We start from the raw sequence: 23,390 nt of genomic DNA, 5'->3' as shown, positions 1-23,390 counted from the left end.
CCTGCGGAGCAGGACATGAGGCTTCGTGGGGAGCAGGACAAGACGCTTCGTGTGGAGCAGGCCGTGACACGCGGCGCGGAGCAGGACGTGATCGTTTCTGTGGGGAGGACCTGATGCCGAGGCGGCGCGACGAGATGGTGCCGGACGCCGAGTTCCGGTCCTACTACGGCCAGCCGGTCATCAAGCAGCCCCTCTGGCACGAGCCCCACATGCCGGCGTACCTCTATCTGGGCGGGCTGTCCGGCGCGGCGGGCGTGATGGCGGCGGCCGCCCGCCTCACCGGGCGGGATCGGCTGGGGCTGGCCGCCCGCATGGCCGCCTTCGCCGGGGCGGGCGCCGGAACCGTCTTCCTCGTGGCCGAGCTGGGCAGGCCGATGCGCTTCCTCAACATGCTGCGGGTGTTCAAGCTCACCTCGCCGATGAGCGTCGGCTCGTGGACGCTGGCCGCCCACAGCGGGCTGGCCGGAGTCGCGGCGGGCTCCGCGGTGACCGGCCTGCTGCCCCTCGCGGGCGACGCCGCGTCGGTCGCGAGCGGCCTGAGCGGCGTGGCGATGGCCACCTACACGGCCGTCCTGCTGGCCGACACCGCCGTCCCCGCCTGGCACGAGGGCATGCGCGAGCTGCCGTTCCTGTTCGCCGGGAGCGCGCTCGCCTCGGCGGGCGCGGCCGTCATGCTGACCACGCCCCGGGCGCTGGCGGGGCCCGCCCGCACCGCCGCGGCGGGCGCCATGGCCGAGATCGTCGCCGGCGGGCTGCTGGAGCACCGCCTCGGCCTGGTCGGCGAGCCGTACCGGACGGGCAGGGCGGGCAGGCTCATGCGGGCCTCCCGCGTGCTCACCCTCGGCGGCGGCCTGCTCGCCACGGTCGCCGGGCGGAGCCGGGCCCTCACCGCGCTGTCCGCAGTGGCGATCACGGCCGGAGCGCTGTGCACCCGGTTCGGCGTGCTGGCGGCGGGCCGGGCCTCGGCCAGGGACCCCAAGTACACCGTCGTGCCACAGCGTGACCGCCTCGACGCGGGCCGCCCCGCCTCTGTCCCCGGCCGCTGAAAATGGTTGGAGAGACGATCGGCGAGCCTGGTAGCGTGCCGGTGACCGTGACCGGCCGAGGAGGTGAGACCCATGAACGCAGGAACGACGTGGGTGCTCCCCCTTCCCGTCACGGCCGGGTGATCGACGTAGGTGTCGCCGGGAGCGCCAAGACTCTCCCGAAAGGCAACACCTGTGCACTCTCTGCGGTTCACCGCCGAGTCGTCCTCGGACGGCGTGATCGAACGTGATTTCACCGTGGGCGACGTCCCCGGAGTCCTCTGGTCGCCGGCTCCCGGCACCGGCCGCGCGCCTCTGGTCCTGATGGGCCACGGCGGCGGCAACCACAAGAAGCATCCGGCGATGGCCGGCCGCGCCCGCCTCCTCGTGACCGTCTGCGGCTTCCACGTCGCCGTCATCGACGCGCCCGGGCACGGCGACCGGCCGCGTACGGCGCACGACGAGCAGGAGATCGCCGAGCTGTTCCGGGCCAGGGCGGCGGGCGAGCCGGAAGGACCGATCGTCGTCCGCTACAACGCCCATTTGGCGGAGCTCGCCGTGCCCGAATGGCGGGCGGCACTGGACGCGCTCCAGGAGCTTCCGGAGATCGGCTCCGACGGGCCGGTCGGCTACTTCGGCATCAACATGGGCACCGCGATCGGCGTACCGCTGGTGGCGGTCGAACCCAGGATCACGGCCGCGGTCTTCGGCCAGCACTGGCCCGACGTCCTGATCGAGAAGGCGAAGCAGATCACCGTACCGATCGAGTTCGACATGCAGTGGGACGACGAGCACATCCCGCGCGAGGCCGCTCTCGCCCTGTTCGACGCCTTCGCCTCGAAGGAGAAGACGCTGCACGGCAACGCGGGCAGGCACAAGGAACTGCCCAGGTTCGAGGCCGACAGCGCGGTCCGCTTCTTCGCCCGGCACCTTCGCCGACCGGCCTGACGTACGGTCGCGGCGTCCGGGAATCCGGGCGCCGCGACCCCGGGCACCGCCCTGTCACGGCTCAGGCGGGAGCGGCTGCTGGACCCTCCATCACGCCGCGGGCGGCCAGGCCGATGAGGTGCCGGAAACGTCCCGTCGGCGAGGTGGGCCGGCGGGACGTTCGGATGGGATGGTCACCGCCTGCGGCGAGTCGTGTGTCAGTTCGGCGTGATGATCACCGGGGTGTCGTCCCCGGCGTGCACGTCGTCCATGCCCTTACCGGGCTTCTTGGGCGGGGGGCACGTGGCGTGCACCGGCTTGCCGTCGACGTAGGTCTTCTCGTCGCTCGTGCCGAACCCGCCGCCCTCGCCCTTCTTGTGCACGATGCAGATGACGCCCTTGCCGGGCAGCGGGAGCTTCTGGCAGCGAGCGCTCTGCTTGTTCTTCGGGATCTCCTTGCCGTCCACGAAGACCCTGCCGATCCTGGTCTTGACCCTTCTGATCGTGTCCCCTCTGAACGTGCCGCCCTTCTTGTGCACCATGCAGACGACGCCCTTGCCGGGCAGCGGGAGCTTCTCGCAGAGGGTCTTCAGCTCACTCTTCGAGACCTCCTTGCCGTTCACGAAGACCCTGCCGTCCTTGTCGACTTTGACGGTGGTCTTGCCCTTCTCCGCGGCCGTCGGCCCACCCTTCACGGCGCAGACGACCCCCGGCTTCGGGGCACCGGTGGAGGTCGCGGACGCGGCCGTGCTGCCGCCGATGCCGAGGCCCACCGTCATGATGACCCCCGCGAGGATCATGCTCCTCTTCCTCATTCTCTGGTCACTCCCTGGATCGGCCTGCCCGTGGGGCCGGCCGTGATCGGTTGACGGAACGCTCAGGAGTTTGGGCTCCCCTACCTGAAGCGACCCTGAAGAGGCAAAGACGATCTTCATGTTTCTCTTAGGTGCGCACCTTCACCCTGTTGAGGTGCGCCTACTTCTGGTGGAAGACGAACGCAGGCTGACCGAGCTGCTCAAAGACGGCCTGACCAAAGAGGGCTTCGCGGTCGATCTCGCTCACGACGGGCGCGAGGGCCTGTGGATGGCGACCGAGCATTCGTACGACGTGATCGTGCTGGATGTGATGCTGCCGCTGCTGCACGGCTACGGAGTCTGCGCGAAGCTGCGGGAGGCCGGAAACTGGACGCCGATCCTCATGCTGACCGCGAAGGACGGGGAGTACGACGAGGCGGAGGCGCTGGACATCGGCGCGGACGATTATCTGACCAAGCCGTTTTCGTACGTCGTATTGCTGGCGCGGCTGAGAGCACTGGCCCGGCGCAAGGTGCGGGAGCGGCCGACGACGCTGACCGTCGGGGACCTCCGGGTCGATCCGGCGGGGCTGAAGTGCAGTCGCGGGGACGTGCAGATCGCGTTGACGCCCAAGGAGTTCGCGATCCTGCACTGCCTGGCGCGGCACGCGGGCGAGGTGGTGACCAAGGCCGAGCTGCTCGCCCAGGCATGGGACTTCGCGTACGACGGCGATTCGAACGTCGTCGAGGTCTACATCAGCGCGCTGCGCCGCAAGATCGACAAACCGTTCGGACGGACGACGCTGAAGACCGTGCGGGGCGTGGGCTACCGGCTGGAGGGCTGACATGGGAGTGCGTCTGAGCACGACGCTGACGGCCACCGCGGCGGTGGCGGCGGCGCTCTGCCTGGCCTCGATCGCGCTTTTCACCGCGCTGGACTCGAGCCTGACGGCCTCCACCAAGGAGCTGGCGGCGAACGACGCCAAGAAACAGATGCAAATACTGAAGGCGGAGTCGGGGCCGGGTGGCGTGGTGGACGAAAAGGGAACGGTGCCACCGTTCGAAAAGGGAACGGCGCCACCGCTCGGAAAAGGAGTGGTGCCGCCGGGAGAGAAGGGACCGATGCCGGGCTCGGCCGCCACCGGCGAAGACGACGGCCCGCCCGACGAGGCCGTGCTCGTGGTCAGACGGACGTTCGAGACCGAGGAAGGCCCGGTCACCGTCACCGGAAGAGCCTCCAGGGCACCCGCCCTGGCGGCGATGACCACGCTCAGGAACCTGCTGATCTGGGGGGTGCCGGCGCTCCTCGCGGTGGTCGCGCTGTTCACCTGGATGGCGGTCGGCCGAGTGCTCCGCCCGGTCTCGGCGATCAGGTCGAAGGTCGCCGACATCACCGCGAACGGCCTGCACGAACGCGTGCCGGAGCCGGACACCCGGGACGAGATCGCGGCACTGGCCCGCACCGTCAACGCGACCCTCGACCGGCTGCAGACCTCCGTCGACGCGCAGCGGCAGTTCGTCGCCGACGCCGCACACGAACTGCGCAGCCCACTGGCGATCCTGCGAACCCGGCTGGAGCTGGCCCGGCCCGCCGAAAAGGCGCTGGCGACCGCGGCACTGGACGATGTCGCACGCCTCCAGTCCCTTGCCGCCGACCTCCTCCTGCTGGCCCGGCTCGACGCGGGCGAACCCCTGTCGCGGGCCGAGGAACTCGACCTGGCCCAGGTGGTCGCCGAGGAGGCCGTCCGCAAACGCCCTCGTCCGGACGTCCACGTGCACCTTGACCTCACCCCTGACCTGCTCCTCGACGGCTCCGCCGATCAACTCCGCCGTCTTGTGGCGAACCTCGTCGACAACGCGGTCCGCCACGCCTCCACGTCGGTCCACGTCACCCTCACGTCGTCGGGCGACCACGCGGTCCTCGACGTCGTGGACGACGGCCCCGGCATCCCTCCGGAACACCACACCACCGTCTTCGACCGATTCACCCGCCTGGACCACGCCCGCACCCGGGACACGGGAGGCTCAGGGCTGGGGCTGCCGATCGCCAGGGATATCGCGCGGGCTCACGGGGGGACCCTCCAGGTGGTTCCGCACAGCCCGGGCGCGAGGCTACGTGCGGTCTTCCCGTTGTCCGGACGGCCTGTCGCGTACCCGCCGGGTGACCTCGCCGTGCGGGCCCGCGTGTAGGAGGCACGGACGGCCGGGCCGGTCAGCGGGTCTTGGGGAAGGCGGCGCGGGGGCCGGAGCCGTTGAGGATGAACGCGACCGCGACCAGGGGCAGGACGCTCACGGCCTGCAGCACGGCGTACCACATCGGGCAGATGCCGGGGATCAGGTCGACGCCGATGATCGCGATCGGCATCGTGACGGTGATGACGCGCATACGCTCGAAGCTGCGCCGCGAGCCCTGCGAAGCACGCGCGATCATCCGGTGGAGCATCGGGGCGATGGCGAGCAAGATGGCGGCCCTGGCCCACATGAACGGGGTGCCCGGGTGATCGGCGATCGACATCACGACGACCGTCGCGAGTGTGACGGCGCAGATCACGCCGGAGAGCGTGACGCACTTCCTCGCCAGGTCGAAGGCCTTGTGGGCGTGGGTGTTGTCGATGGTGGTCATGTCTTTTCCTCCTTGTTGTCGTGATCTCGACGCTAGGGAGGGCATGGGCGGCGCGGTATGCGTCTGGACGTACGGAGGGGTGGGGCCAGACCCACTCCCGGGCCGAGCCGATGGTGACCAGGCTCCGCGCGGTGCACAGTGGAGACACCACGCCGGATCGGCGCATTTCGGGACACATCGGGGACCGGGGTCATGGAGCACGAAGGAACAAGGATGCGACAGCCGCTGTCGTGGGCGGCGAGCGCCGCCGTGGGATTCGTGCGATCGTGCGTCGTGCTGGTCGTGAGCATGCTGGTCCCGGCCGTGTGGGCCGCCGCCGCAGGGCTGTGGATGTGGTGGTGGGGCGGCAACCCGTGGCCGGCGATAGCGCCGGTCCTGTGGGCGTCCGTCGGCACGCTCGCCCTGGCGCGCCCGGTCTGCCGGATGACCCGTTCCCTCGTGGCGAAGTGGACGGGCACCGTCATTCCGCCCGGATATCGGCAGGCCGGGCCGGTGGTGCGCATGTCGACCGGATATTGGTGGAACGGATTCTCCTACGAGCGCACCAGCCGGGACGCGCGCCGGGACCAGCGGATGCGGCTCTGGCGGAGCGATCCCGCCACCTGGCGTGACCTGCGCTTCGCACTGATCGCCCCGTTCACCATGGGGCTGGTCGCGGCCGTCCCACCGGCCGGAGTCGTGGTGGCGGTCGTCGGGTTCGCTCACCCGGCGCCCTCCATGCGCCTCATCGGGGTGCTCGGCGTGGTCGTGGCGGCCTGCGCCGCGCCGTACGCCTGGCGGCCGGTCCGCCCGGTGGCCGTCCGGTTCCTGCGGCCGTCGCCGGCGATGGCGCTGGCCGACCGGGTGGACGAGCTGACGGCCCAGCGCGCGGACACGACGGTCGCGCAGGCCGCCGAGATCCGGCGCATCGAGCGCGACCTGCACGACGGGGCGCAGGCGCGCATGGTCGCGCTCGGGATGTCCCTGGCGACCGTGGAGAAGCTGATGGAGACCGACCCCGACCGGGCCAAGGCGCTGCTGCGGGAGGCGCGAGCGGGGGCCACCGCGTCCCTGGCCGAGCTCCGCGACCTGGTCAGGGGCATCAGCCCGCCGCTGCTGACCGAGCGCGGGCTGGTCGACGCCGTACGCGCTCTCGCCCTGGACAGCCCTCTCGAAACCACCGTCAGCGTCGATCTCGGCCTGCGCCTGGACCCGCCGATCGAGTCCGCCCTCTATTTCGGCGTCGCCGAACTGCTCACCAACGCGGCCAAGCACGCCCGCGCGACCCACGCCGGGATCTCGATCGCCCGCACCGACGAGGGCATCGTCGTCGACGTGGCGGACGACGGCAGGGGCGGTGCCGGGGCACGGGCGGGGGGCGGGCTCGACGGGCTCCGCCGCCGCCTCGCGACCTTCGACGGCACCCTGGAGATCACCAGCCCGGCGGGCGGTCCGACCCACGTCAGAATGGTCGTGCCATGCGAATCGTTGTAGCCGAAGACCTCTACCTCCTGCGCGACGGGATGGTCCGCCTCCTGGAGGCGTACGGACACCAGGTGGTGGCGACGGCGACCACCGGGCCCGAGACGCTCGACATGCTGCTGACCCAGCGGCCGGACGTCGCGGTCGTCGACGTCCGCATGCCGCCGACCCAGTCGGACGAGGGCCTGCGGGCGGCTCTCGAAGCCCGTCGCCAGGTGCCGGGGCTGCCGATCCTGATCCTTTCCCAGCACGTCGAACAGCTCTACGCCCGTGAACTCCTCGCCGACGGCACGGGCGGCATCGGCTATTTCCTCAAGGAGAGCGTGTTCGACGCCGATCAGTTCGTGGACGCCCTGGAGCGGGTGGCAGGCGGCGGGACCGCCATGGACCCGGCCGTCATCGCCAAGCTGCTGTCCAGCGGGACGTCCAACCGGCGGCTCGAACGGCTCACCGAACGCGAACACGACGTGCTCGGCCTCATGGCGGAGGGGCTGTCGAACCAGGCCATCGGCCAGCGGCTCTTCCTCAGCGAGAGCGCCATCAGCAAGCACACGACGTCGATCTTCGGCAAGCTCGGCATCACCGACGACGGCAACAACAACCGCCGCGTGCTCGCCGTCCTCACCTACCTGAACAACGCCTGACGCGCTCGGCTAAGCCGGGTGGGGGCGGGCGTTGCGGAGGCGGATGCCGCTCCAGCCCAGGGAACTGGTGGTCACCGCGTCCCAGAACGGCCAGAGGTTGTCCAGCACCCTGAGCTGGATGCCGGCCTCCTCGTGCAGCCGCAGCAGGTCGCCGACGGGTTCGGGCGGCCCGAGGGGTGTGACGGGCTCGGTGGCGACCACCGCGCTCGGCACCGGCTCCCCGAACGGGACGAACTTCTCCGCCGGGAAGCGGTAGGCGTACAGGCGGACGCTCAGGAACGCCTCCAGCCAGCCGTACTCGATGGCGTGGACCCGCTCGCCGCAGCCCGGCCCGATGATCCGGTCGCGGTCGTCGCCGGTGGTCGCCGGGGTCGTCCAGGCCATGGCCCGCGGACACTGGCGGGGGAACCAGTAGTCGGGGCAGCGCTCGGCCGTCACCGCCCAGACGTACGCCTCCGGCTGCCGTGCGGTGGCGGCCACGTGCGGGACGAATCGGGTGATCTCGGGGTCCTCGGAAAAATGCAGCACCTCGCCGGGCTCAGGTCGCATGTCACCGGGTCTACCACTTCACCGCCGTTCCGGGCGGGCCAGGGATGTCAGGCGAGCCGGATCGCGGCGTCCCCGGCCGGGACGAGTACGCCGACGACCGGCGCGCCGGGGATCTCGCCGGCGACCAGCAGGCCGCCCGAGGTCTGGGCGTCGGCCAGCAGGAGCAGGTCCTCCTCCCCGAAGCGGCCAGGATCGAGATGGGCGCGGACCCACTCCAGATTGCGGCGGGTGCCGCCGCTGACGTAGCCGTCGTGCACCGCCTGCCGTGCACCCTCCAGGTAGGGCACGGCCGCCACGTCGACCACCGCCGTGACGCCGCTCGCCCTGGCCAGCTTGTAGAGATGGCCGAGCAGACCGAACCCGGTCACGTCGGTCGCGCACCTCGCCCCCGCCTCCAGCGCCGCCCGCGAGGCGTCCCGGTTGAGCGTCGTCATGACCTCGACCGCCTGCGGGAACACCTCTCCGGTCGCCTTGTGCCGCGTGTTGAGCACGCCCACGCCGAGCGGTTTGGTGAGGGAGATCGGCGTCCCCGCCCGTCCCGCGTCGATGCGCAGCAGCCGGTCGGGGTCGGCCAGGCCGGTGACCGCCATGCCGTACTTGGGCTCGGGGTCGTCAACGCTGTGCCCGCCCGCGACGTGGCAGCCCGCCGCCCGCGCCACGTCCAGGCCCCCGCGCAGCACCTCCCTGGCGAGGTCCATGGCCAGCCTCTCCCTGGGCCAGCCCAGCAGGTTCACCGCCACGACCGGCTCGCCGCCCACCGCGTACACGTCGGACAGCGCGTTGGTCGCCGCGATGCGCCCCCAGTCGTACGGGTCGTCCACGACGGGCGTGAAGAAGTCGGCGGTGGCGACGACCGCCCGGCCGCCCTCGATCCTGACCACGGCCGCGTCGTCGCCGTCGTCCAGCCCGATGACCAGTTCGTTCGCGTACGCCGAGGGGTCGGGGGCCATGAGCCCGGCCACGATGCTCTCCAGCTCACCCGGGGGAATCTTGCAGGCGCAGCCGCCTCCGTGTGCCTGCTGGGTCAGCCGGATCCCGGCCCGGTCCGCCGTCTCGGTCATGTCGCACCCGTCCTCGCGTCGTCCGTCCGTCACGCCGCCTGCCGCGGGGCGTCGCCCAGGGTCCCTACCCCGTACCGGTTAGGTTTCTTCCTGGAGGTGTGTGGGCGCCTGGTGGCCCCCGCGGTCTTCAAAACCGACGAGGCCGAGGTCCTCGGCCTGGCGGGTTCGATTCCCGTCCACCTCCGCTCACCGTTCGCCTTCCTCTGCCAAGCCTGTGGCCTGGCCTCGGCCCTGCGGCAGCCGAGCCAAGGCGGCGACTACTCATAGTAATTTGTTAATAACATTCCGTGTCATGCCGTCCCCCCTGCATGACACGCTCAACCTGCTGTTCCGGCACAGGCCGCAGTTCGCCGTCGAGATGCTGCGCGACCACCTCGGCGTCGATGTGCCTGACGGGCTCCCGGTCCAGGTCGCGAGCAACGACCTGAACGACCGCCCGTCCATCGATCTGCGCCCTGACGTCGGGATCACGGTCGGCCCCCGGCACTCTCCCCTTCACGCGATCGTCGTGGAGATCCAGCAGAAGGAGGAGCCGGACAAGTTGCACGCGCTGCCTCGATATGCCGCCGCACTGTGGCTGCAGTTGGCCTGCCCGATCACCGTCCTGATGATCTGCCCGAAGGCCCGTACGGCCAAGTGGGCGTCCGCCCCGATCCGTACCAGCCTGCCCGGCTACACGCTGGCCTGTCAGGTGATCGGCCCGGATCAGATCCCGGCTGTCACCGATCCCGCGGAAGCGGCGGCCCACCCGGAACTGGCCGCGTTGTCGGTGATGGCTCACGGCGAACATCCGCCGGTGATAGAGGCGTTCGTGGCCGCGCTGCGACACCTACCCGATGAACACGCTCCGCAATACTATGAATACGCATACCGACTCGCTACGAAGGCCGCCAGATACGTCATGGAGAGAGTCATGGAAACCACCACTTGGCCGGTCTACAGTCCCTTCGCTCGTCAGCACTACGGGAAGGGCCTCGAAGTCGGCCGTGCGGAAGGCCGTGAAGAGGGCCGCGAGGAAGGCCGGAGAAGGGGCCGGGCAGAGGGTGAGGCGAGGGCGGTGCTGACCGTTCTGGAGGCGCGTGGCATTGCCGTCTCGGATTCCGACCGCGCGTTCATCAGTGCCTGTACGGATGTGGGCCTGCTTGACGAATGGGTGCGGCGTGCCGCCACGGCGACCTCGGCTGCCGACCTGTTCGCCGAGGAGTCCTAGCCGCTACGACCAGCCGCCCCGGCGGGCCGTGACGCGAGTCCACACGAGGCGGCGCACGTACGGCCTCGATGTGGTGCCGGCGGGACGACCTGGGGCAGCGGGCCGTGGACCGTCAGGTGCGGCCGAGGTTGCGGGTGATCTCCCGCGACGCGCGCAGTACGAGTTCGGTGAGCCCGGCCGGCACCGCCGGTCGCACCGCCAGCGCGCTGATGGACGCGACGATCTCGCCTTCCGGGCGCCGGACCGGTGCGGCCACGCAGCAGACCCCGGGCATCACCTCATGGTGATCGACGGCGACCGAACCCGACCGGCGGAGGGCCGCCTGGGCCCGCCGCCATTCGGTGAGCGTGAACCCCGGCGGCGCGGCGTCGCCGTCCGGTCTCTGCGTCAGCAACACCCGGCCCGCGGCGGTCGCCTCGGCAAGCTCGGAGCCCGGCAGGATCGGCGGCACCTCCTTGATCTCTCCCCGCGCCACCGTGATCACCTTGACCCGGTCTCCTTCCAGCGCGGTGAGGAACACGACGGTCGTGGTCAGCGCCGACAGCAGGCGTACGGGTTCGCGGGCGGCGGCCCGCAGCCGCGGGTCGGGCTGCCAGGCGTCGCCCAGGAGGGCGAGCCGCCGCCCCACGAAGTAGCGCTGCCCGTGCTGGTGCACCGCGCCGAGGTCGGCGAGCTGCCGCAGCAGGCGATAGGTGGTCGCCTTCGGCATGCCGGCGTCGCGGGCGAGCTCGGACAGACCGGCTCCCTCCTCGGCCGCCGCCAGCACGTCGAGCAGGTGGAACGCTCCTTCGAGCACGCCGCGCCCGTTCGCCGTACCGGCTCGAATCGCCGGCTTCCGGTGCGGTCCGGCAGCGGCGTGGTCCCGCACGTCCATGGGGCTTCCCTCCCGAGGCGGTCACAAGGAACTCGCGGACGAGCACTCCGCCGTTACCGCCATGGCAGGGAGAAGGGTGTCACCTGCCCGAGGGACGGGGGAGCAGAGCAGGGCCGGAGCGCCAGTCGCCTAGGTAGCTCCCGAGGGTGCGCCCGGCGGCCTGTCGCGGTGTGAGTTCCGCCGGTTCTCGGGCACGGGCATCGCTGCGCCCGGGCTCAGCTCGCACCGCTCGAAGACGGCGGTCGCGCGGCCGAAGACGAGCGACGTCCCCCTTGATGTGGCACGCGCGGTAGTGCTGCCGGGCGAAGGTGTCGAGGCTGCGGGAGTCGGCATACAGCGTGTCCTGGTGGCCGAGGAGACGCTGATGAAGAACCGGCGTGCCCGGCCCGGCTTATGGGCTGTGCCTCGGCGGCGCCAAGCCGCTGGTGAAGAACCGGCGTGCCCGGCCTGGCTCATCGGGCGGCCGGGCACCGCCGCTGTAGTTTGAAGTGTGGATCCACGGAGGCGGGTGCCGCGCACCGACGCCGTGCTGGCCGATCCGCGGCTGGTCGCCGCCGTCGAGCGGCTCGGCCGTACGGCGGTCAAGGACGCGGTCGTGCACGCGCAGCAGCGGGTGCGGCAGGGCGAGATCGAACCGGAGGACGTCGCCGACGTCGCGCTGGCGGCGCTGCCGCGCCACGCCACGAGCCTGCGGCCCGTCGTCAACATGACCGGCGTGCTGCTCCACACGAACCTGGGCCGCGCGCCGCTGTCGCCGGCCGCCGTCGAGGCGGTGACGGTGGCGGCTGGGGCGACCGACGTGGAGTTCGACCTGGAGTCGGGAGCGCGTGCCCGCCGGGGACGCGGCGCGATCGAGGCGCTCGCCCGGGCCGTGCCCGACGCCGAGGGCGTCCACGTGGTCAACAACAACGCCGCCGCCCTCGTGCTGGCCGCCACCGCGCTCGCCGCCGGACGGGAGATCGTGATCAGCAGGGGCGAGCTGGTCGAGATCGGCGACGGATTCCGCATCCCCGACCTGCTCGTGTCCACCGGCGCGCGGCTACGCGAAGTGGGCACGACCAACCGCACCGCCCTGGCCGACTATCGGGACGCGATCGGGCCGCAGACGGGGTTCGTGCTCAAGGTCCACCCGTCGAACTTCCGGGTCGAGGGCTTCACCGGCTCGGTCGAGGTGGCCGAGCTGACCGGGCTGGGCGTGCCCGTGGTCGTCGACATCGGTTCGGGGCTGCTCGACCGTGATCCGCTCCTGCCGGAGGAGCCCGACGCCGCGAGCGTGCTGCGGGTCGGCGCCGACCTCGTCACCGCGAGCGGCGACAAGCTGCTCGGCGGTCCGCAGGCCGGTTTGCTGCTCGGCCGCAGCGACCTGGTCGAACGGCTCAGGCGGCACCCGCTCGCCCGTGCGCTGCGCGTGGACAAGCTGACGCTGGCCGCCCTGGAGGCGACGCTGCGGGGCCCGGAGCCGCCCGTACGGCAGGCTCTCCACGCCGATCCGATCATCCTCGGGGAGCGGGCCGAGGCGCTGGCCAAGGCGCTGTGCCAGGCGGGTGTGGACGCGGCGGCCGTGACCACGGAGGCGACCGTGGGCGGGGGCGGAGCCCCCGGAGTGCGCCTGCCGAGCACGGCGGTGAGCCTGCCGGAACGGCTGGCTGGACCGCTGCGGCGCGGCGAGCCGCCGGTCGTCGGCCGGGTCGAGGGGGGACGCCTGCTGCTCGACCTGCGCGCCGTGCCGCCGGACCTGGACGGCGAGGTCCTCGCGGCCGTCCTCAGGGCGGCCTCCTGATGGCCCCGGGAACGCATGTCGTGGCCACGGCCGGTCGACCACGGCAAGTCGACGCTGGTGCGGGCGCTGACCGGGATGGAGCCCGACCGGCTGGCGGAGGAGCGGCGCCGTGGGCTCACGATCGAGCTGGGCTACGCCTGGACGACGCTGCCCTCGGGGGAACGGGTGGCGTTCGTCGACGTCCCCGGGCACGAACGCTTCCTCGGCACGATGCTCGCCGGTGTCGGCCCGGTGCCCGCCGTGATGTTCGTCGTCGCCGCCGACGAGGGGTGGATGCCCCAGTCGCAGGAGCATCTGGTCGCGCTGCGCACCCTCGGCGTACGGCATGGCCTGCTCGCCGTCACCCGCGCGGACCTCGCCGACCCCGCGCCCGCCCTGGAGGACGCGCGCGCCCGGCTGGCGGAGGCCGGGCTGGGCGAGGTGGAGGCATTGGCGGTGAGCGGGCGCACCGGTGAGGGCCTCGACGGGCTGCGGGCGGCCCTCGACCGGCTGGTGGCGGCGCTGCCCGCGCCCGATCCGCAGGCCCCCGTACGGCTGTGGATCGACCGGGCGTTCAGCGTGCGCGGCAGCGGCACCGTCGTGACCGGCACGCTGCCCGCCGGCCGCGTCGCGACGGGCGACGAACTGGAGCTGGACGGCGAGCCGGTGCGGGTACGCGCCCTGGAGTCGCTCAAGGAGCACGTCGAGTCGGTCACCGGGGTCGCGCGGGTGGCGCTCAACCTGCGCGGGCGGATCGCGCCGCAACGCGGCCACGCCCTCGTCACGCCCGGCGCCTGGACGGCGACGAGCCTGGCCGACGTACGCGTGACGATGGCGGAAGGCGCACGCGGGCCGCTTCCCGCGCGGCTCACCGCCCACATCGGCTCGGCGGCGGTGCCGTGCGAGGTGCGCCCGCTCGGCGCGGAGGCCGAAAGTGCCGAAAGTGCCGAAAGTGTGGCGGCCCGGCTACGCCTGGCCCGGCCGCTTCCCCTGCACGTGGGCGACGCGCTGCTGCTGCGCGACCCGGGCCGGGGACAGGGCGAGCTGCGGGTGCTCGCGCGGGCGACCGTGCTCGACGTACGCCCTCCGGAGCTGCGCCGCCGGGGCGCGGCCAGGGAACGGGCGAAGGCGCTGGCGGACGCGTCGGCGGACGCCGCGTCGCTCCTGCGTACGCACCTGCTGCTGCGCGACGGCGAGCTGCTCGCGATGGGCTGCCCGCCCACGGGACGGCCGGTGGCCGCCGGCTGGCACGCCGACCCCGATCACTGGGCGGAGCTGTCGGCTCGTCTCCCCGAGGTCGTACGGCGGTACGCCGCCGATCATCCTCTGGAGCCGGGGATGCCGGTGGAGGCCGCCCGCCACGAGCTGGGCCTGCCCGACCGGCGGCTCGTGACGGCGCTCGTACGCCCGCCGCTGACGGTGGCCGACGGGCGGATCACCACGGCGGGCCGCGTCGTGACCGGGACGGCCGGGCTGCCCGCCCCCGTGGCCCGGGCGGTGCGGGCCCTGCTGGACGACCTGGCCACGGCTCCGTTCCAGGCGCCGGACGCCGGGCGGCTGGCGGAGCTGGGACTCGGACCACGCGAGCTCGCCGCCGCCGTACGCGCCGGGGCGCTGCTGCGCGTGGCCGAGGGCATCGTGCTCGCGCCGGGCGCGGACGCGGGCGCGGCGGCGCTGCTGGCCCGGCTGCCGCAGCCGTTCACGGTCAGCCAGGCCAGGAGCGTGCTCGGCACCAGCCGCAGGGTCGCGGTGCCGCTGCTGGAACACCTCGACCGCAAGGGCCTCACTGAACGGGTGGACGAGGTCCACCGCCGCTGCCGTGCCACCGGCCGATCCGAGTAAAAGGCCGCTCACGCCCCCGCGCCGCTCACGCCCCCGCGCCGCTCACGCCTAAGCGCCGCTCACGCCTAAGCGCCGTTCACCGCCTCCGCGCGGTTCAGGCATCAGCGTCGTTCACGCCTCCCCGGACCACTCACGGCCTCCGGGCCGTGCACGCCTCCCGGACGCGCACCGCCTGCGCGCCGTTCACGCTTCCGGGAAGTCGCGCTTGCCGGCGGCGGGGTTGCCGGGGTCGATGCCGAAGCTGATGATCCGCCGTGGACGGACGCGGATGATCGGGCCGGGCAGCGGGGCGTTCGAGTCGGCGGCCTCGGTGAGCGCCTCGCCGCGCCCGCGTATCTCCAGGCAGCGCACCTGCCAGGGATCGACGGACGGGATGTCGTCCACGACGAACGCCACCTTGCCGTTGGCCAGCACGTTGCGGAACTTGCGACTGGCCGCCATGTTGTGCCCGGCGATGTCGATCGTCTGGAGCTCGGGGTTGTAGCGGAATCCGACAGGGCTCACCTGGAGCGTCCCGTTCGGCTGGAGCGTGGCCAGGCGCCCGATCCGCTGACTGGAGAGGTATTCGATTTCGCGCTCTGTGAAGATCATGCGCCCCATCCTCTTCAAGTGATTGATTGATTTTTGTCACTCAACCACATGATTGGCTAGGGTGCGACGCATGGCTTCATCAGGGCGGCGCGCACCACAGGAGCGTGGGAAGGCGGCGGAACGGACCCGCGAGCGGATCCTGGCGGCGGCGGTCGAGGAGTTCGGTGCGAAGGGGTACGCCGGAGCCCGGACGGCCGCCATCGCGGCGCGAGCGGGCGTCAACCAGCAGCTCATCTCGTACTACTTCGGCGGAAAACAGGGGCTCGTCGAGGAACTGCGGCGCAGGTGGGCACGCTCGCAGGAGAACGTGACGCCGCCCGGCGCGACGTACGCCGAGAGCGTGGCGGCCCACCTCGACGCGACACTGGACAACCCGGACTGGTCCCGGCTGGTGATCTGGCAGGCGCTGGGCGACGGCTCGTCCCCCGAGAGCGACGACGAATGGGCGACGGCGCAGCGAGACCGGCTGCGCCAGGCCGTGGAGCGGACCCGCCGCCGTCAGAAGGAGGGCGAGATCACCGGCGAGCTGGACGCCGAGTTCGTCCTGCTGGTCGCCTACGCGCTGGCCTTCGCGCCTATTGCGCTGCCCCGGATGGTCGAGGGGATCGTCGGCGCCGATCCGCTGTCGAAGGACTATCGCGAATGGGTCGTCGGCCAGCTCGACAGGATGACGAGGAGACAGCCATGACGTGCTCCGCCCATGGCCGTACGGAAGCGCCGGGGACGGGCATGATCATGGTCCGGGCGGGGTCAACCCACGACGCCGAACTCTGACCGGACGGCGGGACGGGCTCGGCGGCCGTCACGCACTGAGCTCGCCGCCGAGAGGAGTGGAGGGGTAGCCCGGCACCCCGCCGCGCACCTTCCACGGCTCGTGCACCAGGTGGCCGGGCAGCGCGGCGAGTTCGGGGACGTAACGCCGCACGTACTCCCCGTCGGGGTCGAATCTCTTCGCCTGGCGCAGGGGGTTGAGCGTGCGGTAGGGCCGGGTGTCGTTGCCCGTGCCCGCGACCCACTGCCAGTTGCCGGAGTTGTTCGGCATGTCGCCGTCGAGCAGCCACTCGGCGAAGTGCTCCAGCCCGGCCCGCCAGTCGATCCCGAGCCGCTTGGTCAGGTAGGAGCCGGTGACGAGGCGCACCCGGTTGTGCATCCAGCCCTCGGCGCGTAGCTGGCGCATGCCCGCGTCCACGATCGGAACCCCGGTCGCGCCCTCTCGCCAGGCGGCCTCCGCCTCCTCGTCGCGCCGCCAGTCCACGTCCCTCGGCCGGTAGTCGCGCTGGCCCATGTCGGGGAACGCGTCGACGACCTGGTAGTGGAAGTCGCGCCAGCACAGTTGCCTGACGTACTCCTCGCTGCGGGGCCGTTCGCAGGCGCGGGCCACGACCTCGGACGGCGACAGGCAGCCGAAGTGAAGGTAGGCGCTCAGCATCGAGGTGCGCCCCGCCATCAGGTCGCGCGTCTCGGCGTAGGAGGCCAGGCCGTCGTTCACCCACCGTTCCAGCCGCCGCCGCGCCTTGTCCTCCCCGCCCCGCACGATCCCGTACGGCGTGGGGGACGCCCCGGGCAGGACGCCGGGATCGACACCACGTGGCAGGGACAGGCGGTGGGGCGCGCCGAGGACCGGCCGTCTCGCGGTGGCCGACCAGGCCCGCCAGTAGGGGGAGAAGACGCGGTAGTGGCTCCCGCCGCCGGGTCGCAGCGCGCCGGGGGGCACCACGGTCACGCCGGGGAAGAGACGGAACTCCAGCCGGTGGGCCTGGCACTCCTCCGCCAATCGCCGTTCGCGTCGCCGCGCCAGCGGGCTGACGTCCTCGCTCGCCCAGATCGCCGCCGCGCCCGTCTCCCCGGCGGTCCGTACGGCATGGGCGACCGGGTCGCCGTGCCGTACGACGAGGTCTCCGCCGAGCGCGCGCAGGGACGACCGCAGGTCGTGGAGGGACGCGAGGAGGAAGTCGCGGCGGTGCCGGGCCCCGATGGCGGGGTCGAAAACGAACAGCGGAACGACGTGCCGGGCCGCGGCGCACGCTTCGGACAGCGCCGGATGATCGTGAACTCGCAGGTCCCGGTTGAACAGGACGACGACGGCCTCCACGCACGTCTCTTCGTGGTCCCCGGCACCGGTGGTTGCGGGCGTCACGTCAACGAAGGCAGACGCCGCCTGAGTGTCAGTCCGATTCGACACGTGCCGGACGGCCTCCGGCGCGGGAAATCGCGGAGATCGCCGGAGAGTGTTGAAGATCGTGGAAGGTCGTCGAAGATCGTTGGAGATCACGTTTTCGCGACCTCGCGGCGGCCGTTCGAGGGTGATCCGAGGTGGGCGGAGGCTGCTTCACGCAGAGACCGCGCGTGCGCATGCTGTAATGCTGAAAAAGCATGGAACGCTGGTTATTCCCCAGAAATATGAAGGCTATTCATATCGGATGTGGCGATCGGATGACGGGTGAAAGGCGGGCACCGAAACCCGCCCGCCGCCGAATGTCGCTCGTGCCGGAAAGTGGAATGAAAGGGCAGGTCATCCGGGCTGTCGGGGTGGCGGAAGCAATCATGGTCCGCAAGTTCTCCAGACAAGTCGGGAGACGATACGGAGCCGCTACCGGATCCCTTTCGGATGACCATATCGGTGTTATTTGCGGCTTATCCTCAACTCAGGATTTCTCTGGTTCTTTTCCTTCCCAACACATCGCGGTCAGTCTAAGATCTCGTTCTATGTATCGGTATGCATCAAGATTTCCTGTTAGGCAAGTGCCATGCCTAAGTCGCAGGGATGCTCTGGCCGAACATGACGCCGTCGTCGTCCTCACCCCGATCCGGTGCGCATGAGCCCGCCAGTCGGGGATGTGACGCTCGACCCCGGCCAGGGGATGACGTGGGTGGACGAACACGGCGCCCACCTCGTCGACTATGCCTCCGGCCATCTCGCGTCCGGCCCCATGCTCGCGGCGGTGACCGCCGCTCTGGAGTCGTGCGCGGCCCGCGAACGGCCCGGGAACGTTTCAGACCGGGCCTGGCTGCTGTCCGCGCTGCGCCGTGAGGTCGCCACCGGCCCGGGGCGGGGATTCGTGCCCGGGCCCGGGTCCGGCGGACCCGACCACCTCGCGGTGCGGCGCGCGTGGCGCCTGGCCGACCCGCTGGGCGCGGAGACGCTGCTCCTCCTCTACCGTCACGAACTCCCGCTTCGGGATCTCGTGTACGTGCTCGCGCTGCCGCTGAAGGAGGCAGGCAGGCTGATCGCACGCACCCAGGACGTGGTGGAGATCCTCGTGAGCGGGCTGGACGGCCTCGCCCGGGGCCGTCCGATCTGCCCGGACCTCGCTCCGCTGGCCGCCGCCGTCTTCCCGGACGAGCACGGCGAGGCGGCCGACTTCGGCACCGCCCGTACGGCGCTGCTCCGGCACATCGTGACGTGCGTGGTGTGCAAACGGCCCATCAACATCCGATACACCGTTCCGCAGATCCTGTCCCGCCCTCCGGTCGCCGACCTCACGCCCGAGACCAGGCAGCGACTTCTGGACGCCCTGAGCAGGGCCAGCCACAGAGCCAGGCCCGCCCCGCCGCCCGTCCCGGCGCCCCCTTCGGCGTCCGCTCTGCCGACCGCGCCGGTGTTCACTCCGCCGTCCCTTCCGCCGTTCCCGCCACCATCGGCCCCGGCGTCTCCTCCGCCGTCCCATCCGGCGGGCCCTTCGGTGTCCCATCCAGCGTTCGCGCCGCAGTCCTCTTCGCCGTCCGTTCCGGCGTCCGCCCGGGCGTCTTCGTCGCCATCCGTTTCGGAGCGTCCTTCGGCGTCCCAGCCGGCGTTCGCACCGCAATCCTCGGCACCGCCGTCCTCTGCGCCGTCTGCTCCAGCGTCCCCTCCGCCTTCTGCTCCGGCGGAGCGGACGGGGCAGCGGCCCCCATCGTCGTTCGGCATGCCGCTGTCCGCTCCCGTGGGCACCGCGCCCGCGCCTGCGCCTGCGGCGGCGTCCACACCCGCTCCCGCCGCGCCTGCGTCGGCATCCCCCATATCGCCGCCGCCCGCGTCGGCGGTCTCCGCGTCGCCGCCAGGCACGCCGGCGGCTCCTGCGGTCCCAGGGGCGACGCCGCCGGGCCCGCCGTCGGTGCCGCCCGGCTCCGGTCTGTCGCCGGTGGGGTCCCGGGAAGAGTCCCGCCCCCCGTCCCGGAAGGACGGGGAGGACCGGGACGACACGAGGCCCGGCCTCCTGCCCTCGCTGCCGGAAGCGCCGCGTCCTGCCGACACTGCCGCGACCGCCGGGGTCGAACTGCCGACCACGCTGGCTCCCGGGGCCATGCCGCAGGCTGCGGCGACTGCCGGGGCCGCGCTGCCGCTCACGCCGGCTCCTGGGGGCGCACTGCCGAGCGCGGGGGCTCCCAAGGCGGAACCGTCGGCCGCGGGGACTCCAGGGGCCGAGCGGCCGGAGCGCCCGGTGCGGCCCATCTCCCAGGAGGACACCCAGCCGAGCCTGCCGTGGCCGTCAGGAACGTTGAGGTCACGCGCCACGCAACGGCCCAACCCGTTCCCCGGGGTGGCGAGCAGGGCGCACCCGGCCTCCGGAGAGAGCGCCGCGCTGCAGCCGGGGCAGGACACGCCTCTCTACAACGCCCTGCTCTCGCAGATCAGGGCCAGGGAGGCGCTGGCGCATGCCGCCGAGGTGGTCCCTGCCCCCGCTGCCGGCACCGTCCCTGCAACGGCCTCTGTCCACGACACCACCGGTACGGCCGGGGAGGCAGGCTCCGCCCACAGGCCGCCCGCCGGTGCGCAGATCAGGATCGTCGCGGTCCTGGCCCGGGTCGGCTCACTGCTTCGGGCGACCGCCTTACGCATCGTCATCGTCGTCGTCGCGGGGGCGGCGGGGACCGTGACGGGGATCAACCTCTTCGCTCCCGCTCCCCAGTCCCAGAAGGGGGCGCTGGAGGCGAACGTCGCGCAGACGTCCGCCGATCCGGCGGGAACGGGGGCGGGCAACCCCGCGGCGAACCCCGCAGCGGACGGCACGGCGAACGGCGCGGCTAACGGCGCGGCTAACGGCGCGGCGGGTGGTACGGCGGACGGTGCGGCGGGTGCCGAGGGCACCACCAGCACGGGCGCGCCCCGGGTCACGGTGACCGCGACGGCCGCGGGGGACACCACGGCCGGGGGCGCCGCGCAGCCCGGCGGACAGGACACGACGGACGGGGACGCCGCACAGAGCGGGGATCAGAGCGACGGAAAGAGCGACGGAAAGAGCGGGGAAAAGAGTACGGCGAACGGGGGTGCCACAGGCGGGGGCACAGCACAGAGCGGGGGACAAAGCGGGGGACAGAGCGGGGGACAGAGCGGCGAACAGAGCGGGGGACAGAGCGGCGAACAGAGCACGGCGGCAGGGGGCGCCACAGGCGGGGGCGCCGCGCAACCCGGCGGACAGGGCGCCGCTCCGGACACTCCCACACGTCCGGGCGTCTTCCTGATGGGTGCCTGGGGTGTGCAGGCGCCGTCCGTCGTCGCACTCGACGCGTTCGGGAGAGGAACCCTCACTCTCTCGACGACCTCCGGAAAACCCGTGAAATGGCGGATAACGGCTCCTGGCCTGGTGGTCGAGCCGTCCAGTGGAACGCTCAAGCCCGGGCACACCGACGTGCTCACCGTGCGCGCGTTGCGCGTCCGCTACTGGTGCGGGGTCCCCTCGCCCGTGACGGCGCCGCTCGAACTGCACGGCCCGAAGGGCAAGAAAGGCACCGCCACCGTGCGATGGAGCACCTGCTGACCGCCTCTGTTTCCTCCCGTCCTCGGTGAAAGGACCCGCCCATGACCGAGATCCACACTTCGGTGCCCACTCCTGCCGAGCAGTTCCCGGAGAGCGTGCCTCTCACGGCCGAACATCTGCTGACCAACCGCCGCATCGAGCCCACCAGCGGATGGCGGCGGCTCGTCTACCAGCTCTCCGGCGGCCGGATCATCCCCTCGGAGTCGGCGGCGGAGCTGGAACGGCGCACGCTGATCGCCCAGGCCCAGACGCCCGTCGCCAGCGGTCACCACAGGATCGCGGTCATGAGCCTCAAGGGCGGGGTGGGGAAGACCACGACGACGGCGGCGCTGGGCAACACGCTGGCCTCGTTGCGCGGCGACCGGGTGATCGCCATCGACGCCAACCCCGACAGGGGGACGCTCGGCATCAAGGTCAAGTCGGAGACCGCGGCCACGATAAGGACCCTGCTGGCCGAGGCGCCGCACATCGTGCGGTACGCCGACGCCCGCGCGTTCACGTCGCAGTCGTCCGCCCGGCTGGAGGTGCTCGCCTCCGACACCGACCCGGCCGTCAGCGAGGCGTTCAACGCCGAGGACTACCGTACGGTCGCCAACCTGATCGAGCGCTACTACTCGATCTGCATCACCGACTGCGGCACCGGGCTCCTGCACGGCGCCATGGGCGCCACGCTGGAGCTCGCCGACCAGATCGTGCTGGTCACCATGGTCGCGGTGGACGGCGCGAGCTCGGCCGCCGCCACCCTCGACTGGCTCACCGCCCACGGCCACGGCCACCTCGTGAGGAACGCCATCGTCGTGCTGAACGCGGTCGAGCCGAAGTCGCACGTTGACGTCGACCTGCTCGAACGCCACTTCGCCGGACGCTGCCGCACGGTGGTGCGGGTGCCGTTCGACCCGCACCTCAAGGAGGGCGCGGAGGTCGATCTGGCCCGGCTGCGGCCCACCACTCGCGGCGCGTACCTGCGCCTCGCCGCCGCCGCCGGGCAGGCGTTCTCGCAGCGGACGGACCGGAGCAAGTAGTGGGACCGGTCATTCCCGATCCGGCGCTCGACTGGGACCTGGGACCGCCGCGACGGTGGGATCCCCGGCACCTGGTCGTCGCCATCGCGGGTGTCGTCACCGTCATCGCCGTCGCGGTGATCGTCCTGCAGACCCGGCACGCCGACGCGCCGCCCAAGCCCGCGCACGTCGTCGCGCCGACCGTCGCGCTGGCGGTGCCCACCGGTCACGAGGGCGACGGGGGCTATCCCGTCGGCTTCCCGCACACCGAGATCGGGGCGGCGTCCGCTGCGGCCGCCGCCCTGGAGGCCGCCTGGACGCTCGACCTCGGCCAGGCGGAACAGGCGGCCGCGCTGTACGCCCCGCCGGACCAGCGTGAGGCGGCACGCGAGGGTGCTCGCGACGCCGTACGCGGCTGGCGGGAGACCCTCGGCCTTCCCCCCGAAGGCGAACTGCCCGCCGGGGCGGCCCTGCGGACGCAGACGATCGGCGTCCAGTGGAAGGTCCGCTCCGAGGACCAGGTGCAGGTCTCCGTCCTGGTGCAGGTGACGGCGACCACGGGCGCCGGTGCCACCGGCCCCGTCTACTCCAGCCCCTACGCCATGAGCCTGCTGATGGCGTGGAAACCCGATATGCGTGGTGCCGACAAGGGCGACTGGGTGAACATCCCCGACCCGACGCCTCCGTCCGTGCCCGCAGCCGCTCTCCCAGGGACACCCGAGTTCGCCGCGGCGGGCTGGAAGTCCCTCATCGGTCCCCGGCCCACTCCCTAGATCGAGGAAGAGCCTCAATGACCCCCCGAATGTCCTCCCGGCGCGCCACCCTGGTCTCCGGCCTGCTCCTCGCAGCGGTGTCCGCGACCGGTGGTGCCGTCGTCGCGCAGCCCTGGGCGGCCGTGGCCGACCCCGGCCGCGATGCCCCCCCGCCGATAGACGGTGCCGCCCCCCTGGCCGCGCCGACGTCCGACGAGCCCGGCCGCGCTTCGTCGTTCTCGTCGGATTCGTCCTCTTCGCTCGACTCGTCGTCATCGGATCCGGTGTCGGATTCGGCGCCCGGCTCCTCGTCGGGCGGCTCCGGTGGTGCGCGTGCCGGCGTGCATGACGACGTCGCGACCGCCTCGGACGACGCCTCGTCCGGCACACGTACGGAGGTCAGGGCCGGCCCCGGTTCCTCCGCAGGCACGTCCGGCGACTCGTCCGATGCGGCCCGCGGCTTCTCCGACGCCTCCCGCCGCTCCTCGGGCGGTTCCGATGACGTGCCGGGCGCGGAGCAGGACTCGTCCGGCGCGCGTG

The 23,390-nt window shown here is 72.1% G+C and carries 20 protein-coding genes and 1 tRNA gene; 14 read left to right on the top strand and 7 right to left on the bottom strand.

Features of this window, described 5'->3' with window-relative positions:
• The first annotated feature begins 113 nt into the window (after window positions 1-113).
• On the top strand, window positions 114-1,046 hold the full coding sequence (gene nrfD / locus HCK04_RS22755; protein WP_240971703.1) for an NrfD/PsrC family molybdoenzyme membrane anchor subunit: 933 nt from the start codon (window positions 114-116) through the stop codon (window positions 1,044-1,046).
• Between the two features lie 174 nt (window positions 1,047-1,220).
• On the top strand, window positions 1,221-1,973 hold the full coding sequence (locus tag HCK04_RS22750; RefSeq protein WP_142649396.1) for an alpha/beta hydrolase: 753 nt from the start codon (window positions 1,221-1,223) through the stop codon (window positions 1,971-1,973).
• 197 nt (window positions 1,974-2,170) lie between these two features.
• On the opposite strand, the gene HCK04_RS22745 is transcribed toward HCK04_RS22750, so the two are convergent.
• A complete protein-coding gene (locus tag HCK04_RS22745) occupies window positions 2,171-2,767 on the bottom strand; it encodes a hypothetical protein (protein ID WP_142649395.1) in 597 nt (198 codons plus the stop codon).
• A gap of 154 nt (window positions 2,768-2,921) precedes the next feature.
• On the opposite strand from HCK04_RS22745, the gene HCK04_RS22740 reads away from it, so the two are divergent.
• Window positions 2,922-3,590, top strand: a complete 669-nt coding sequence (locus tag HCK04_RS22740) for a response regulator transcription factor (protein WP_142649394.1) — start codon at window positions 2,922-2,924, stop codon at window positions 3,588-3,590.
• Window position 3,591: 1 nt separating this feature from the next.
• Entirely contained in the window at window positions 3,592-4,935 is a 1,344-nt protein-coding gene (locus HCK04_RS22735) for a HAMP domain-containing sensor histidine kinase (RefSeq protein WP_142649393.1), read from the top strand.
• A 22-nt stretch (window positions 4,936-4,957) separates the two neighbouring features.
• Here the strand turns inward: HCK04_RS22735 and HCK04_RS22730 are convergent, their stop codons facing one another.
• A complete protein-coding gene (locus tag HCK04_RS22730; protein ID WP_142649392.1) occupies window positions 4,958-5,368 on the bottom strand; it encodes a hypothetical protein in 411 nt (136 codons plus the stop codon).
• A gap of 213 nt (window positions 5,369-5,581) precedes the next feature.
• Here HCK04_RS22730 and HCK04_RS22725 point away from each other — a divergent pair, with 213 nt between their 5' ends.
• Both HCK04_RS22725 and HCK04_RS22720 read left to right on the top strand, forming a co-directional pair.
• Window positions 5,582-6,841 (top strand): histidine kinase, encoded by a 1,260-nt coding sequence (locus tag HCK04_RS22725; protein ID WP_142649391.1) that lies wholly within the window; start codon window positions 5,582-5,584, stop codon window positions 6,839-6,841.
• Window positions 6,826-7,473, top strand: a complete 648-nt coding sequence (locus HCK04_RS22720) for a response regulator transcription factor (RefSeq protein ID WP_142649390.1) — start codon at window positions 6,826-6,828, stop codon at window positions 7,471-7,473. Before HCK04_RS22725 ends, HCK04_RS22720 begins: the two co-directional genes overlap by 16 nt.
• A 9-nt stretch (window positions 7,474-7,482) precedes the next feature.
• Here HCK04_RS22720 and HCK04_RS22715 read toward each other — a convergent pair whose 3' ends face one another.
• Window positions 7,483-8,022 carry a DUF6886 family protein gene (locus HCK04_RS22715; protein ID WP_142649389.1) on the bottom strand — a complete coding sequence of 180 codons (540 nt, stop codon included), beginning with the start codon at window positions 8,020-8,022 and terminating at the stop codon, window positions 7,483-7,485.
• A 47-nt stretch (window positions 8,023-8,069) separates the two neighbouring features.
• A complete protein-coding gene (selD, locus tag HCK04_RS22710) occupies window positions 8,070-9,083 on the bottom strand; it encodes a selenide, water dikinase SelD (RefSeq protein WP_142649388.1) in 1,014 nt (337 codons plus the stop codon).
• A gap of 92 nt (window positions 9,084-9,175) precedes the next feature.
• Between selD and HCK04_RS22705 the strand changes: the two genes are divergently transcribed.
• Both HCK04_RS22705 and HCK04_RS22700 read left to right on the top strand, forming a co-directional pair.
• Window positions 9,176-9,269 (top strand) — tRNA-Sec (locus HCK04_RS22705).
• A 106-nt stretch (window positions 9,270-9,375) separates the two neighbouring features.
• Window positions 9,376-10,293 carry a hypothetical protein gene (locus tag HCK04_RS22700; RefSeq protein WP_240971702.1) on the top strand — a complete coding sequence of 306 codons (918 nt, stop codon included), beginning with the start codon at window positions 9,376-9,378 and terminating at the stop codon, window positions 10,291-10,293.
• Window positions 10,294-10,405: 112 nt separating this feature from the next.
• On the opposite strand, the gene HCK04_RS22695 is transcribed toward HCK04_RS22700, so the two are convergent.
• Window positions 10,406-11,167, bottom strand: a complete 762-nt coding sequence (locus HCK04_RS22695; protein WP_142649387.1) for a helix-turn-helix domain-containing protein — start codon at window positions 11,165-11,167, stop codon at window positions 10,406-10,408.
• Window positions 11,168-11,675: 508 nt separating this feature from the next.
• On the opposite strand from HCK04_RS22695, the gene selA reads away from it, so the two are divergent.
• Complete coding sequence (gene selA, locus HCK04_RS22685) at window positions 11,676-12,947, top strand: L-seryl-tRNA(Sec) selenium transferase (protein WP_260617374.1); 1,272 nt, start codon at window positions 11,676-11,678, stop codon at window positions 12,945-12,947.
• A 15-nt stretch (window positions 12,948-12,962) separates the two neighbouring features.
• Window positions 12,963-14,768 carry a SelB C-terminal domain-containing protein gene (locus HCK04_RS22680; protein ID WP_142649385.1) on the top strand — a complete coding sequence of 602 codons (1,806 nt, stop codon included), beginning with the start codon at window positions 12,963-12,965 and terminating at the stop codon, window positions 14,766-14,768.
• 183 nt (window positions 14,769-14,951) lie between these two features.
• Here the strand turns inward: HCK04_RS22680 and HCK04_RS22675 are convergent, their stop codons facing one another.
• Window positions 14,952-15,359, bottom strand: a complete 408-nt coding sequence (locus HCK04_RS22675) for a PPOX class F420-dependent oxidoreductase (RefSeq protein WP_142649384.1) — start codon at window positions 15,357-15,359, stop codon at window positions 14,952-14,954.
• 70 nt (window positions 15,360-15,429) lie between these two features.
• Between HCK04_RS22675 and HCK04_RS22670 the strand changes: the two genes are divergently transcribed.
• A complete protein-coding gene (locus HCK04_RS22670) occupies window positions 15,430-16,047 on the top strand; it encodes a TetR/AcrR family transcriptional regulator (protein ID WP_142649383.1) in 618 nt (205 codons plus the stop codon).
• Window positions 16,048-16,161: 114 nt separating this feature from the next.
• Here the strand turns inward: HCK04_RS22670 and HCK04_RS22665 are convergent, their stop codons facing one another.
• On the bottom strand, window positions 16,162-17,496 hold the full coding sequence (locus HCK04_RS22665) for a deoxyribodipyrimidine photo-lyase (RefSeq protein WP_260617373.1): 1,335 nt from the start codon (window positions 17,494-17,496) through the stop codon (window positions 16,162-16,164).
• Window positions 17,497-18,175: 679 nt separating this feature from the next.
• Here HCK04_RS22665 and HCK04_RS22660 point away from each other — a divergent pair.
• The 3 genes from HCK04_RS22660 to HCK04_RS22650 are packed head-to-tail and all read left to right on the top strand — an operon-like array spanning window position 18,176 to window position 22,871.
• Window positions 18,176-21,097 carry a hypothetical protein gene (locus HCK04_RS22660; RefSeq protein ID WP_142649382.1) on the top strand — a complete coding sequence of 974 codons (2,922 nt, stop codon included), beginning with the start codon at window positions 18,176-18,178 and terminating at the stop codon, window positions 21,095-21,097.
• 41 nt (window positions 21,098-21,138) lie between these two features.
• Entirely contained in the window at window positions 21,139-22,119 is a 981-nt protein-coding gene (locus tag HCK04_RS22655; RefSeq protein ID WP_142649381.1) for a MinD/ParA family protein, read from the top strand.
• Window positions 22,119-22,871, top strand: a complete 753-nt coding sequence (locus tag HCK04_RS22650; RefSeq protein ID WP_142649380.1) for a hypothetical protein — start codon at window positions 22,119-22,121, stop codon at window positions 22,869-22,871. Before HCK04_RS22655 ends, HCK04_RS22650 begins: the two co-directional genes overlap by 1 nt.
• The last annotated feature ends 519 nt before the right edge of the window (window positions 22,872-23,390 follow it).

The sequence above is a fragment of the Microbispora sp. CL1-1 genome, from assembly GCF_012034195.1.
Classification (GTDB): Bacteria; Actinomycetota; Actinomycetes; order Streptosporangiales; family Streptosporangiaceae; genus Microbispora.
The sequence above is the reverse complement of the archived record's forward strand: the minus strand, read 5'-3'. Positions and strand labels throughout refer to the sequence as shown.

What these genes read in the sequence shown, in the direction of transcription:
- HCK04_RS22715 (WP_142649389.1), bottom strand. Translation starts at nt 8,022, where the DNA reads ATGCGACCTGAGCCCGGCGAGGTGCTGCATTTTTCCGAGGACCCCGAG.
- HCK04_RS22720 (WP_142649390.1), top strand. Translation starts at nt 6,826, where the DNA reads ATGCGAATCGTTGTAGCCGAAGACCTCTACCTCCTGCGCGACGGGATG.
- HCK04_RS22680 (WP_142649385.1), top strand. Translation starts at nt 12,963, where the DNA reads ATGTCGTGGCCACGGCCGGTCGACCACGGCAAGTCGACGCTGGTGCGG.
- HCK04_RS22660 (WP_142649382.1), top strand. Translation starts at nt 18,176, where the DNA reads ATGAGCCCGCCAGTCGGGGATGTGACGCTCGACCCCGGCCAGGGGATG.
- selD (WP_142649388.1), bottom strand. Translation starts at nt 9,083, where the DNA reads ATGACCGAGACGGCGGACCGGGCCGGGATCCGGCTGACCCAGCAGGCA.
- HCK04_RS22675 (WP_142649384.1), bottom strand. Translation starts at nt 15,359, where the DNA reads ATGATCTTCACAGAGCGCGAAATCGAATACCTCTCCAGTCAGCGGATC.
- HCK04_RS22670 (WP_142649383.1), top strand. Translation starts at nt 15,430, where the DNA reads ATGGCTTCATCAGGGCGGCGCGCACCACAGGAGCGTGGGAAGGCGGCG.
- HCK04_RS22695 (WP_142649387.1), bottom strand. Translation starts at nt 11,167, where the DNA reads ATGGACGTGCGGGACCACGCCGCTGCCGGACCGCACCGGAAGCCGGCG.
- HCK04_RS22730 (WP_142649392.1), bottom strand. Translation starts at nt 5,368, where the DNA reads ATGACCACCATCGACAACACCCACGCCCACAAGGCCTTCGACCTGGCG.
- HCK04_RS22655 (WP_142649381.1), top strand. Translation starts at nt 21,139, where the DNA reads ATGACCGAGATCCACACTTCGGTGCCCACTCCTGCCGAGCAGTTCCCG.
- nrfD (WP_240971703.1), top strand. Translation starts at nt 114, where the DNA reads ATGCCGAGGCGGCGCGACGAGATGGTGCCGGACGCCGAGTTCCGGTCC.
- HCK04_RS22725 (WP_142649391.1), top strand. Translation starts at nt 5,582, where the DNA reads ATGCGACAGCCGCTGTCGTGGGCGGCGAGCGCCGCCGTGGGATTCGTG.
- HCK04_RS22735 (WP_142649393.1), top strand. Translation starts at nt 3,592, where the DNA reads ATGGGAGTGCGTCTGAGCACGACGCTGACGGCCACCGCGGCGGTGGCG.
- HCK04_RS22700 (WP_240971702.1), top strand. Translation starts at nt 9,376, where the DNA reads ATGCCGTCCCCCCTGCATGACACGCTCAACCTGCTGTTCCGGCACAGG.
- HCK04_RS22745 (WP_142649395.1), bottom strand. Translation starts at nt 2,767, where the DNA reads ATGAGGAAGAGGAGCATGATCCTCGCGGGGGTCATCATGACGGTGGGC.